Annotated in this window: 11 protein-coding genes and 2 pseudogenes; 9 read left to right on the top strand and 4 right to left on the bottom strand. The window is 48.9% G+C overall.

Going from position 1 to position 13,026, the window contains the following annotated elements:
- Positions 1-1,185: 1,185 nt before the first annotated feature.
- A pseudogene (locus tag BM261_RS01695) lies at positions 1,186-2,152 on the bottom strand (IS30 family transposase).
- Between the two features lie 717 nt (positions 2,153-2,869).
- On the opposite strand from BM261_RS01695, the gene BM261_RS01685 reads away from it, so the two are divergent.
- From BM261_RS01685 to BM261_RS01675, 3 genes are all read left to right on the top strand, one after another.
- Positions 2,870-4,099, top strand: a complete 1,230-nt coding sequence (locus BM261_RS01685) for an ATP-binding protein (protein ID WP_074894514.1) — start codon at positions 2,870-2,872, stop codon at positions 4,097-4,099.
- A gap of 33 nt (positions 4,100-4,132) precedes the next feature.
- Entirely contained in the window at positions 4,133-4,978 is an 846-nt protein-coding gene (locus BM261_RS01680) for a hypothetical protein (RefSeq protein WP_172459034.1), read from the top strand.
- 112 nt (positions 4,979-5,090) lie between these two features.
- The gene (locus BM261_RS01675; RefSeq protein ID WP_074894512.1) at positions 5,091-5,750 is read left to right on the top strand and encodes a phosphoesterase; all 660 of its coding nucleotides are present in this window, start codon (positions 5,091-5,093) and stop codon (positions 5,748-5,750) included.
- Positions 5,751-5,856: 106 nt separating this feature from the next.
- Here BM261_RS01675 and BM261_RS01670 read toward each other — a convergent pair whose 3' ends face one another.
- Together BM261_RS01670 and BM261_RS01665 are read right to left on the bottom strand one after the other, a co-directional pair.
- Positions 5,857-6,729: a metallophosphoesterase family protein gene (locus BM261_RS01670; RefSeq protein WP_074894510.1), complete on the bottom strand. Its 873-nt coding sequence runs from the start codon at positions 6,727-6,729 to the stop codon at positions 5,857-5,859.
- Between the two features lie 256 nt (positions 6,730-6,985).
- The gene (locus tag BM261_RS01665) at positions 6,986-7,327 is read right to left on the bottom strand and encodes a hypothetical protein (protein ID WP_041961345.1); all 342 of its coding nucleotides are present in this window, start codon (positions 7,325-7,327) and stop codon (positions 6,986-6,988) included.
- A gap of 55 nt (positions 7,328-7,382) precedes the next feature.
- On the opposite strand from BM261_RS01665, the gene BM261_RS01660 reads away from it, so the two are divergent.
- The 3 genes from BM261_RS01660 to BM261_RS01650 are packed head-to-tail and all read left to right on the top strand — an operon-like array spanning position 7,383 to position 10,724.
- On the top strand, positions 7,383-8,948 hold the full coding sequence (locus BM261_RS01660; RefSeq protein ID WP_074894508.1) for a recombinase family protein: 1,566 nt from the start codon (positions 7,383-7,385) through the stop codon (positions 8,946-8,948).
- Complete coding sequence (locus tag BM261_RS01655; RefSeq protein WP_083426622.1) at positions 8,945-9,838, top strand: plasmid partitioning protein RepB C-terminal domain-containing protein; 894 nt, start codon at positions 8,945-8,947, stop codon at positions 9,836-9,838. The genes BM261_RS01660 and BM261_RS01655 overlap by 4 nt, the downstream gene beginning before the upstream one ends.
- Complete coding sequence (locus BM261_RS01650; RefSeq protein ID WP_074894506.1) at positions 9,825-10,724, top strand: plasmid partitioning protein RepB C-terminal domain-containing protein; 900 nt, start codon at positions 9,825-9,827, stop codon at positions 10,722-10,724. Before BM261_RS01655 ends, BM261_RS01650 begins: the two co-directional genes overlap by 14 nt.
- Before the next feature lie 431 nt (positions 10,725-11,155).
- On the opposite strand, the pseudogene BM261_RS01640 reads toward BM261_RS01650, so the two are convergent.
- Positions 11,156-11,479, bottom strand: a pseudogene (locus BM261_RS01640) (transposase); the annotation flags it as partial.
- A gap of 32 nt (positions 11,480-11,511) precedes the next feature.
- Between BM261_RS01640 and BM261_RS01635 the strand changes: the two are divergent.
- The 3 genes from BM261_RS01635 to BM261_RS01625 are packed head-to-tail and all read left to right on the top strand — an operon-like array spanning position 11,512 to position 12,738.
- A complete protein-coding gene (locus BM261_RS01635; RefSeq protein WP_074894502.1) occupies positions 11,512-12,441 on the top strand; it encodes a tyrosine-type recombinase/integrase in 930 nt (309 codons plus the stop codon).
- Positions 12,442-12,463: 22 nt separating this feature from the next.
- Positions 12,464-12,583: a hypothetical protein gene (locus BM261_RS01630; protein WP_083426627.1), complete on the top strand. Its 120-nt coding sequence runs from the start codon at positions 12,464-12,466 to the stop codon at positions 12,581-12,583.
- Positions 12,580-12,738, top strand: coding sequence for a hypothetical protein (locus BM261_RS01625; protein ID WP_003774508.1), 159 nt, complete (start codon positions 12,580-12,582; stop codon positions 12,736-12,738). The genes BM261_RS01630 and BM261_RS01625 overlap by 4 nt, the downstream gene beginning before the upstream one ends.
- Positions 12,739-13,026: the final 288 nt, after the last annotated feature.

Genomic DNA, 13,026 nt, shown 5'->3' with positions numbered 1-13,026 from the left:
GAACGATGCTTGATATGCAAATATGTGATGATCCAAAAAAGCGAGTTATTTTTGAAAAGCCCGTTGCCTTTTTTCAAAAAAAAGGTATTCTTTATATTTAATATATATATAGTATACCTATTTATAAATGACCTATGTCATATAAATTACAATAGGGCGGTTTAATGGGCTAATGTGGTGATGTTGGCGAGAGGGTGACGGCTTCAGCCGTTTTGTATTTTTTAGAGGAAGGATACTTCCAAATCTCAAGTGTGGTGGATTGATCAATAATCAACATGAAGACTTGGATCGAGTAGAATATATTTCTTGTATAAATGGAGGCTCATTGTTGATGATTAGCACACTTTGACCATCAACCGGTATTTCTCCTAGTTGGAGTTGTGGTCGTAGCAGGAAATTTATCGGTAAGGTGGGACATAGTGAAAAAAGACATTTGGACTGTAGTAGGTGATGCCGATACAAGAGACTGGTTATGTTGCTGCTTTTATATTGCTGTTTTATATCCCGTCAACCGATGAATTTTTGTTATGCTTGATGAATGCTTTTGACAATGGCCGACAAGTTGTTTGCAAAACTACCGGGCAGCAGATGGCCTGAAAAATTGGACGTGCTATTCGCTGCAAAATTATCTCTTCGGTTTTTGGATTGCATGTAGTATAAAAGTCCGGTGCGCAGAAACGGGGGGATGACTAGCCTACTGTGTTGGTAAAATGTGATCGCCGCATGGGCATGAGATTCACATTACTGTTGATGGTGGTAATCTCCCTGTGTTCAATCAGTAACAGAATGATTTGGGACATAGCACCAATATTGAACATAAAATTTTTGGGTTCCATATTAGCTATTTCCCATGATGGGAGACTCGCGGTGATGGTCTTGGCCGATATCACTGTATGGGTAAATCAATCGGCCGTACTGGTAGGGAGACGTTGTGCTGTAGAGGTAGAGATAGTTTTCATCCCTGAAAAAGATGACTGATTGACTGGATACGCCTTTATCGTAATGGCTCGCTGAAAAGTACACTCTTACGCTTTTTTGAGTTCATACTTATCGCAGAAGCATAGCAACGGTTGAGCTGGTTCCTGTGAAACTCGGCGGTCATGTGCCCGAGTAGGCGGGCGTGGGTAGCGGTTAGTAATCTGGAAAAGATTTGGACCTCCTTGGATTCGCATTTCAAGTGCAACACTATGGTACCGGTGGTTGGAACAGATTCAAGAATAAAACACTTGGCGTTTCGCAGCCAAGTGTTTTTCTCGGCCGGTGGTTCAACTCATCTTGAACCCTGCGTATCTCCCGATCGCTGATGTTTCGGAAATCGGTTTGTTTGGGGAAATATTGCCGGATGAGTCCGTTGGTGTTCTCATTCAGCCCTTTTTCCCAAGAATGGTAAGGGCGGCAAAAATAGGTTTCCGCCTTCAATGCTTTGGCTATTTTGGTGTGTTGGTAAAATTCTTTGCCGTTATCCATGGTGATTGGTGTGGACTCTGGCTTTATAGACCTTTAATACCCTAATGACTGCCCGGGCAGTGTCTTCGGCCTTTAAGTTATCCAATTTACAGATGATGGTGTAGCGGGTAACGCGTTCGACCAAGGTCAATAATGCGCTTTTCTGATCTTTGCCGATGATGGTGTCGGCCTCCCAATCGCCGATGCGGGTTTTCCGGTCGAAAATGGTGGGTCGGTTTTCTATGCCGACGCGGTTGGGCACTTTGCCTCTGGTCCATGTGCTGCCGTAGCGTTTGCGGTAGGGTTTGCTGCATATTCTGAGATGTTGCCACAAAGTGCCGCCGTTGCTTTTGTCTTGGTGAAGGTAGCGGTAAACGGTGCTGTGATGGAGTGTGATCTGGTGGTGTTTATGCAGGTAGGCGCATACTTGTTCGGGACTGAGTTTGCGGCGGATAAGGGTGTCGATGTGCTGAATCAGCTGCGAATCGAGCTTATAGGGTTGTCGCTTACTCTGCTTGATAGTCCGGCTTTGCCGTTGGGCTTTTTCGGCGCTGTATTGCTGCCCTTGGGTACGGTGCCGTCTGATTTCGCGGCTGACGGTGCTTTTGTGGCGGTTAAGCTGTTTGGCGATTTCGGCAATGGTGCAGTGGCGGGACAGGTATTGGATATGGTACCGTTCGTCTTGGGTCGGTTGTGTGTAGCTCATGGCAATCTTTCTTGCAGGAAAGGCCGTATGCTACTGCATACTGGCCTTTTTCTGTTATGGAAAGTTGCACTTCAAATGCGAACCCTCCCGGGACTGAATATCTCTGGCTGGGTGTAGTAGATTATGGGAAGGATTTTGGGTTCCTTGTACCGTTTCCAAGACTACATTGATATCGACACGGGTCGAACGCAGTATCCGTTGCTGTTCTGTTGCGTGTGCTTGAAGCAGGGAGGCTTGTGTGCCGTACTCCATAAGCTCACCCCTTGGCGCCATCTGAACCACGTCAAAAATGCTCTGCAGCTGCGAAAGAGCATGTTCTGGTTTCAGCAGTGGTTCGGATGTGCCTTTGTCGGTCAGCTTGCCTAACTGGAAAGAGCGGTTCTTTTTTTTAGTCGGGTTAGCGTATCTGTAAGCATCATCAGCTACTTCCTGTTATGCTCGCTGATCGCTTAATGCTGTTAACTCTTCACGCACCTTTTGTACCGCCGGAGAATCTACCGTGTTATCTAGCCCGGTCTCTATTGTTGATTACCTGCCTAACAGCCAGAATGAGCGGCGCATCACGCCCGAGGACTATGTACGCCAGTATAACAAGGAGTGTATATAGCGGCTGTTTCGCGGTGTGGCCTACGGCATCATTACCATACAAAATAAGATGTATTGCGCAAAAATACAGTTTAAATTAAGATTCTGTCTTAAGTTAAACTGGATTTTGTTATGTATTACCCACGTCACCTGCAATCCGTCCTGCAAAAGCTGTCCGCCCAATTTCCCGCCGTATTGCTGACCGGTGCGCGGCAGGTCGGTAAATCTACGCTGCTTCAGCACATTGCGCCCGAATACGGATACCTTACCTTAGACGATCCCTTGCTGCTCGACCAAGCCGAAAACGAGCCGCAACTGTTTTTATTGAACCACACGCCACCGCTGATTGTGGACGAAGTCCAATATGCCCCCGAGCTGTTCCCCCTGCTGAAAATGGATATAGACCGGCGCAAGCAGAACGGCCTGTACCTGCTGTCCGGTTCTCAGGCTTTTGAGTTGATGCAAAATGTCAGCGAAAGCCTGGCCGGGCGCATTGCGGTATTGAAATTAAACGGATTGTCGTGGCGCGAAATGCGCGGCGATGATTTTCAGACGGCCTTTGTGCCGGACGAAGGCTATTTGGCTGACCGGAAACCGGTATTCAGTTTGCCCGAACACGAAAATATCTGGCAGATTATCCACCGCGGCGATATGCCGCGCTTATACGAGCAACCCGCAACCAACTGGCAGGTTTACTATGCCTCGTATGTCGCCACCTATATCGAACGCGACGTGCGCCAATTGGTCAATGTAGGCAGCAGCGGCGATTTCACTCGGTTCATGATTGCTATTGCCGCCCGCAGCGGGGAATTATTGAATTACAGCAGCGTGGCCCAGGAAATCGGCGTATCGGTGGATACCGTCAAGCGTTGGCTCACCGTGCTGCAAACATCGGGCATCGTCTATCTGCTGCAACCCTATGGCAACAACCACCTTAAACGCGCCATCAAAACCCCGAAAGTCTATATGCTGAACACCGGCCTGATGGCCTACCTGACCAAATGGCTGACGCCGGAAACCATTCAAAACGGAGCCAAGAGCGGGCAGTTTTTTGAAACTTTTGTCGTGGGCGAAATCATCAAATCCTTCCACAACCAAGGCCAAGAACCGCCGATTTATTTTTACCGCGACACCAATCAAAAAGAAATCGACCTACTGATCGAACACCAGCAGATGCTGTACCCCGTTGAAATCAAAGCCACCGCCAATCCCAATAAAAAAATGGCCGCTGCTTTCAACCTGCTGCGCAACACGCTGCCGGCAAACGAATTGGGCATCGCCCACGGCACGATCATCAACCAGTACCCGCAAAAAATCTGGTTGGCGGAGAATTTGGTTGCCGTGCCTGCGGCCTATGTTTGAGGCTACCTGAAACCGCCCTTCAAGGAATGAACTATGCCCAACACCCCCGCCAACCCCATCCCATCCGAACATTTCCACGACGGCGCCCTTATCTCCTGCAAGCTCACCGACTGGACATTCACGCGCTACCACACGCCCGGCAAATCCGATTATGCCGTGGTGTACGGCACGGTCGCTCAAGACGGGTCGGGGCGCTTTGCCGCAGGCGGTCGGATCCGCACTTCGCCCGTTACCCGATGGGCGGCACCTCTGGCCCATACGCACAACTCGGTGTATTGCCTTCCGGCCGGTGCAGGCTGCTTTTGCGACCTGCCCGCAACTTTGCAGCCTGCCATAGACAGTTTGGGCATCGACCCTGCCGAAGCGGCCGTTATCCTACAAAACGCCTTCATGCAGCCTGCACATACCTTGCCTGAAACCGCCTGTTTCGGCGTTCCGGTGATGCGGCCGGCAGGACAGGGCGATTATCCTGTCGTCATGGAGTACCACATCGCCGAATTGCCGTTCTATTCATTTTGGCGGGACAGCAGCATCGGTTCTGCCCAAAGCCTAATAGACGGGCAAGCCGCCGTTTTTCTGCACGATTGGAACGCATTCTGCCGCCGGTTTGTCCGTACCGGTAAACACCGCGGCCAAACCGGCCATACCAGTAAACAAGCTGCAGACGGCCAATATAGCTATTTCGGCCTGCCGATTGTGCATACGCCAGAACAAGACAATGCTGCCGTATTGGAAGCCGACATCGCCAAACTTCCGTTTTACATCTATTGGCGCACTGCCTGCGCTTCCGATGTACACCCGTTGGCAGACGGCACGCACGTTGTGCACCTTACCGACTGGGAAGCCTTCTGCCGACGGTTGGTATTGACCGGCAGATAGATGGGCAAAAAAGTGCAGGCTGCTTTTTATCGCCCCAACCCTGTTTCAGACGGCCTCTAAAGCAGCCTGCACCTTATTTTTCATTGTCAGATCACCCGAAACCGAGTATCCCATGTCCCAAACCTATTTCACCGCCGACTGGCACTTCTCCCATCCCAACATCGCCCGATACTGCCCGCAATTCCGCCTACAAAGCGATAACACCAACGAGCTGAACGAATACCTGATCGACTGCTGGAACCGCGTCGTTACCCCGCAAGACACTGTGTACAACCTCGGCGATGTCTGCTTTGCCAAAAATCCCGCACACATCGAAGCCGTGCTGCAACGGCTTAACGGGCAACACCATTTGATCTACGGCAACCACGACTACCTGATTTGGCAAAACGAAGCACATTTCCTCAACACGCGCAAAGCCGACGGCCATCCGTTGCTCTCGTCCGCCAGCCATTACCTGCGGCTCAAACTGCCCGAAATCGGCAATACCGCGATTTTGTGCCACTATCCTTTATACGAATGGGACGGTATCCACCACGGCCTATACCACCTCTACGGCCATCTGCACGACCGCATGGCCGCCGTCAAAGGACGTGCCCTCAATGTCGGCTGGGATATGCACGGCCGTTTCCTGACCGCACAAGATATTGACGGCTTCCTGCGCGACCTCCCTGCCATGCAGTATTTCGATGACAAGCAAAATGTTATCGTTGGCAACAGCACGGAAGATGCGGCTGCAAAAGTTCGGGCGAGATTGGCAGCATTGAATGAATGAGCTTTTTATTTTAGAAATGAATTTTCAGGTAGACTTGAATGGTGCAGGCTACCTGAAAAACAACCGGCAAAACAAAAGGACGGGTTTTCAATCCGTCCTTTCCGCATCAGCAATACCGCCAAGTGTCCTGCATAAAATGAATGATCTCGTTTAACAGTACAGGCGAAAGCGTAAACAGCTTGTCCCCTTTCTTCTGCTCCACTTCCAAAATCAACATACAGCCTTCCGACAATTTTCCCTGTCCGTCAAATTCCAATTCTTTAATTTTTACCGACCGGGTGATGCCGTTATCCGCGAAGTTGTTTTGGTATGCCTCGCCCGTGTGCCCGTAAAAATGGTAGGTAAACGCCAGCTGGTCCAACACACTGGCGATCTCTTCCGCGCCGTAACCTCTTTGGCTGTCGGCAGGCTGGTCGTGCGTTATCAACACATCGGGGTCGTGTTTGTTTTTCAGGCAGTCTTTAACAAAGTGGCGCAGGGTTTGCCGTTCATATTCCTGAATAAATTCGCCGTGCGGCCGCTGTTTCCTATCGCCAATGCGCCCGATGCCGAGAATTTCCAGCGACTCGCCATCCTTCTGCAACACAAACGGCTCGCCCGTTTTCAGCACCCAAACGCGCTGATAAACATCAATCGGAAAAGCAGCCTGCACACTTTGCCGCTCCAATTCATCCAAAAATTCATGGTCTTCATGATTGCCGCGTACGCAGAGCATATTGAGGTTGAGCCGGTCGAGGAATTGGGCGATCGGCGGCTTGGCGTGCACAAAATCATCCATAAAGCCCAATTCGTCGCGGTCCCTCGCCGCATGACGCAGCGTGGCCTTGTCCATACGGCCCTTATCCGGAAATGCGCCCATATCGCCGCATTGGACAATTAAGTCTATGGGTTGGCCGGTGGTTTGCTGGTAGTGGTGCGAGAGCTTGAAGGGGAGCAGGAATTTGCCGTGGATGTCGGCGAACAGGGCAAGGCGGATCATGGGAACGGTTGCAATTGAGTGATGGAAACAAAACGCAGAAACGGTGGCGCGTCGGGCAATCGGAAGACTATTTTAACAGCAAACAGCAAACTATTTTTTATTTCTCTGTTCGGGTACCGAGCATCAAACTAATCTACGCCGGCTTGCACGAGAAAAGTTCCCTGAGATGACATTCTCGACACTAGATCGCTCTGAGTGATCTGTATTATGAAATCAAAACAGGCATATCCTTCAGGAGATGCCTGTTTTACTAGTATCAGTCTCTCAGATATGCTTCTGATGAAGCAAGAAACTTTTTGAATTCACACACGAACATTGCCGCCTTCAAGTTTTCGCTTAAACAGATCTGAGTGAGTACGATTTGACGGACAAAGCTTGAATGCTGCATCAACCTGATCATAGCCAAACTGTCAGGCATAAACCTTTTTTCCAACCAGTTTTTGACTGTTCGCTCTGATACACCTGTCCAATGTGCAAGGTTTTTGACATTGACATGATTTTTCTGCAATTCTTTGTATAAAGCGCTTGAGAGTAACTCTTTCCACATATCTTCATTGATATTCTTCAAGGGAAGTTTTTTTCCATTTGAGTGCAACATTTTTCCTAACTGTTCCTTTATATTCTGTTAATCAATAAATTACCTGCCATTTGTTATGGATCCAAAGGAACAGTTATCAAAACAGCAAAAAGCGGTTCTGTATATCCGTATGTCCACGGATCATCAGAAATATTCGCCTGATAACCAGAAAGCTTTTTTGCTGGAATATGCCAATAAGAATGGACTGACCGTTGTTGGTGAATTTATTGACGAAGGCATCAGCGGAGTCGTGACGCAAAAACGGTATCAGTTCTTGAACTTAATTGATTTGGTCAGAAGCGGCAAAGCAGATTTCGGTCATATTTTGGTTTATGACGCGAGTCGCTGGGGACGCTTTATTGACCCGCAAGAATCTAGTTATTACCAATACCTCTGTCAGCAGCAAAACATCATTCTGCACAAATGTGCGGAACCGATTCCAGTGGCAACAGAAGAGTTGGATCCGGTAGTAACAGGTATCATAGATGTATTCCAGCAAACTTCCGCCGGTCTCTTTAGCAAGGGGCTATCAAAGAAGGTTTTTCTCGGGCAAGAAAACTTGATCAGGCTCGGTTTCCGACAAGGTGGCTCTGCAGGGTACGGATTGCGCCGCTTGTTGGTAGACGAGAATAGGCAGCCAAAATTTGAGCTTAAGGCCGGGGAACATAAGAGTATCCAAACCGACAGGGTAATTCTGGTTCCCGGCCCGGAACATGAACAGGCCGTTATCCGGAAAATTTACGAGGACTTCATTTACCAAAAAATGAGCGAACAGGCGATAGCTGATGATTTAAACAGACAGCACATTTTGACCGACCGTGGCACCTCTTGGACTAGAGGTGTTGTGCATCAAATCCTGATTAACGAAAAATACATCGGCAATAATGTCTGGAACAAAAGCAGCTATTCGCCCTTCAAGCCACATAAAGGCAAGAATGCCTCCGAACAATGGGTACGGGCTAATTCAGTCTTTCAACCCATTGTTTCCACCGTACTGTTCAATGCCGCCCAAAGCATTATCCACCAAAGAAGCCGGCATTGGAGCAATGAAGAAATGCTGGATAAATTAAAGGAGCTACTCCGAATTAACGGCAAGCTGTCTGGTTTGATCATTGATGAAGCCGCAGATTGCCCTTCCAGCAGTATGTTCCGTAGCCGCTTCGGAAGCCTACTTAAGAGCTATCGGGAAGTAGGTTATACACCCAGCCGAGACTATCGCTATCTGAAAATCAATCGTGCCTTGAGACGGACTCATGCAGATCTGGTTGAGCAGACGATTGCAGAAATTGAGCGGCTGGGGGGAGCGGTATCCCGCATTCCGGAAAACGATTTACTCCATATTAATCAGGAGTTTTTTGTTTCTCTAGTGCTGGCACGCTGTCGGATAACCAATGCTGGTACCAAACGCTGGTTTATACGTTTTGACAGTAGCCTTGCTCCTGATTTGACCATAGCTGTGCGGCTGGATGAAACGGCGGAGAAAATAGTAGATTACTATCTACTTCCTTCCGAAAAAACCCATTGTGCCAAAGTGAGATTGACGGAACAAAACCCAATTGACTGGGATTGTTATCGCCATAAAGATTTGAGTCGTTTTTTTGCCATGAGTAAACGGGTATTGATTAAGGAGGCAATTTTATGAGGATGGTGATTCAAACACTACCGATCAATCGAATCAAGGTCCTGAATCCACGCAGTAGGAACCCCAAAGTGTTTAACCAATTGGTCGCCAGCATCGCGGCAGTCGGTCTAAAGCGTCCGATTACCGTTACCAAATCGGAAATATTGGATGGAGAACAATGGTATGGCCTATTATGCGGCGAAGGAAGATTGACCGCCTGCCAAGAGCTAGGTGAAGAGTACATACCGTGTCACATTGTGGAGGTTAGTGGTGACGAAGGATTTTTAATCAGCCTGGCTGAAAATATTGCTAGACGTAAGCACACCAATTTGGAAATACTGTCTGCCATTCGGGTGTTGTATGAACGTGGATATTCCGAAAAAGATATTTCACGAAAAATTGGCCTTCATCAAGCATACATACGGGGAATTTTACATTTGTTGCGAGAAGGTGAGGCACGCCTGATTGCAGGCGTAGAAAAAGGCTATTTGCCGATTGACGTTGCTGTAGATATTTCCCGTGCAAAAGAAAAAGAAGTTCAAACGGCTTTATCCGATCTCTACCAACAACAGAAGCTAAAGCGCGGAGATATTGCCAAAATCAGGAGACTGATCCAACAGAGAAAGCGTGATGGTAAAACTTACCACTTCACTCCGAGGCGTAATACACCTATCAATAAGGAGAAGCTACTTCAAATGTATGAGAATGAGATTAAGCGAAGACAGTTGATGGCAACACAGGCTGAATTTTGCCAACAACAGCTGCTGATCATTCTTTCTGGGTTAAATCGTTTGTTTGAGGATAATCATTTCAAAACACTGCTTCGGGCAGAGAGAATCGTAGATATGCCTGAGAACCTCAGTAAATGTCTGAGCCATTATAGGGAAACATATATCAATGAATCAGCCTAAACACATCACTTATGCTTTTCAAGCATCATTGAAGAACATCGCGCTCAAAGATATTCAAACTATGCACCCCTTCCCCGAAGGGATACGGGGGAGCGTGAAGTTCAAAAGCATCTTGGCCTCAGTAGAGGAAATTGGTGTTATTGAGCCGCTGGCTGTTTATGAAGAAAACGGTAAGTACCTCTTACTGGACGGGCATCTCCGTCTGCTTGCCTTACAAGAACTAGGAATCGACACGGTAGTATGTCTGCTGTCCACAGACGATGAAGGATTTACCTATAACCGGCAAATTAACCGGTTAAGCCCAATTCAGGAATACCGGATGATCAGCCGTGCAATTAGCAAAGGCATACCAAGGGAGAAGATTGCCAAAACCCTGAATATCAACTTATCCGGAATCGAAAGCAAGTTGAATTTGCTGAATGATATCACGCCCGAAGTAGCCGCGAAACTCGCAGACAAGCATCTGGCACAAGATACGTTTCGGATCCTCCGAAAAATGAAACCCATCCGACAGATGGAAGCTGCAGATATGATGATTGCAGCCAACAAGTTCACCAAGTCCTATGCTGAGATGATCTTGGTGGCATCCTCCCAGGAAGACTTGGTTGATCATGCTCAGAAAAAGAAAAAGCACTCGGATAGTCTAGAAAAACTTTCACTGTTGGAACAAGAAATGGACAGGTTGAAGGAGGACTATACCCGGACAGAGAAAGAAATTAGTGATACCAATCTGTCTTTGATTGTTGCTGGCGGTTATTTGAAAAGATTGTTAGATAATTCTGCCGTGAAAGAGTTCATCAGCTTGTATTATGCAGACATCCTAACCGCATTAGATACGGTTTCCCAGCAATTACAACAAGCCCCGATGTCTCTTGAGAAAGAGTAAAGTATCAAAAAAAGCTGCCTCATTTCTGAAAGATGTCTTTTTTAGCTTTGTTACTCCAATCACAAAAAGTATGCCACCCTCCGAAAGGCTGTAGAAATCAGTAGCGTTGTCTACACTTTTTCCGCTACTGAAAGCTTCTATTTTTGCTGAAATAGTTTTTGAGTAGTTATCCGGTGTTGTCAAGAACAGAGTGGGTTTCCTGTGCCTATCGACATTCTTGATAATGCCGGGTAGCTGCTTAATTGGGTCTTCAAGCAAAAATCAAAAGTGTAAACAATACTGTTAGATACCTTTGCAAAAAGCCTTTCCCTCGACAGCCGGAACCCAAACACAGGTTTTCGGCTGTTTCCGCCCCCAATCACTCCTAATTTTACCCAAATGCCCCCTTAATCCTCCCCGGATACCTGATAATCAGGCATCCGGGCCGCCTTTTATGCGGCAACAGGCACACTTAGCCTGTTGGCCGCTTTCAACAGGTTCAAACACATCGCCTTCAGATGGCTTTGCGCATTCACTTTAATCAGCCCGAAATAGGCTGCCCGCGCATAGCGGAATTTACGGTGCAGCGTACCGAAGCTCTGTTCGACTACATAACGGGTTTTCGACAAATACCGGTTATGTTTGGTTTGCGCTTCCGTCAGCGGACGGTTACGGTGGACTTTGCGCATAATGCCGTCCAGCAACTGATGGTCTTCCAGATGTTGCCGGTTTTCCGCACTGTCATAGCCTTTGTCGGCATAGACGGTCGTACCTTCGGCAAAACGAGGCGCAGAGGCAGGCAGAGCAGATGAATAACACGTTTGAGGCCGTTGCCCGAAAATGGCACGCCGACCAAGCGGCCAAGCCCGACAAATGGAAGCCCGACCATGCGGGGCGCGTTATCCGCAGCCTTGAGCTGCACATCTTCCCCGACCTTGCCCGCCGCCAAATAGGCGAAATCATGCCGCTTGAAGTGCTGGGCTTGCTGCAACGGCTGGAGGCGGCAGGCAAACACGATACGGCGCATAAAGTCTATGACGTGGTAAATCAGGTTTTCCGCTACGCAGTCATGCTGAGATTGTGCATATTCAACCCCGCCGCCGAATTGCGGGGGGAGCTGGCACAGGTGGAGCAGAAACATTACCGAACCATTACCGACCCCGAAAAGATAGGCGGGCTGTTGCGAGCCTTAGACGGCTACACGGGCAGCCCGCAAACGCGGGCATTGCTGCAACTTTCCCCCTATGTTTTCGCCCGCCCGTCCGAATTGCGGCTGTTGCGCTGGTGTGAAATCGACTGGGAGGCGCGGCAATACCGCAAAGACGGGGAGGAGATGAAAAACGGGATAGGGCACATTGTCCCATTGAGCCGCCAAGCGATAGCGATACTGGAAGGCCTGAAGCCCGTAACGGGGCATCATGAATTTGTGTTTGCCAACATCGGCAGCAAAAAGCCCTTGAGCGAAGGGGCGGCACGCAAAGCCTTGGCACGGCTTGGCTTCCTAGACCAAATCACGCCGCACGGCTTCCGCCATATGGCAAGCACGCGCCTGAATGAGATGGGCTTCAATTCCGACTGGATAGAGCGGCAGCTTGCCCACAAAGACCCCAACGCGACAAGGACGGCCTACAACCACGCGGAATACTTGGAGCAACGCGCCGAGATGGTGCAGGCATGGGCGGATTATCTGGACGGCCTGAAGGCGCAATCAGGCATATTGCAGCAAACGGGAGGATAAACTATCATCCTGCAATGCCCGCATCCTAGAGCTACGGCGGGCAGGGTATCAAATCGCCTGCACCATGGAGCAGGTAGAGAACCAATACGGCCAAACCGTGCAGCGCGGGCGTTATTCACTGGTGTCGGAGGGCAGGGTATGAGCATCCTCAAACTGGACTATCAAGGCCTGCCCGTCCATGCCGACCGCGAAGCGTGGTTCAACGCCACCGAAATAGCGGCCATGTTCGGCAGGCGGCCTATCGACTGGCTACGCCTGCCCGAAGGCGATGTGTTTGAACCTGTTGAAAGCGGCTAACAGGCTAAGTGTGCCTGTTGCCGTCTAAAAGGCGGCCCGGATGCCTGATAATCGGGTATCCGGGGAGGATTAAGGGGGGGTATTTGAGTAGAATCAGTGGATATTTGAAACAAAAACAGCCGAAAATCTTTATTTAGGTTTCGGCTGTTGGGGAAAAAGGAATTTTGCAAAGGTCTCTGCCTGTCCGATTTTAAAACTTCACGTTCACGCCGCCGGTAAAGCTGCGGCCCATTTGCGGCGTATCAGAGAGGAAGCTGCTATGGGCGTAAACGGATTGGTTGAGCAGAT

The organism is Neisseria elongata subsp. elongata (assembly GCF_900113545.1).
In the GTDB taxonomy this organism is placed as follows: domain Bacteria; phylum Pseudomonadota; class Gammaproteobacteria; order Burkholderiales; family Neisseriaceae; genus Neisseria; species Neisseria elongata.
This window is presented reverse-complemented; position numbering and strand designations above follow the sequence as displayed.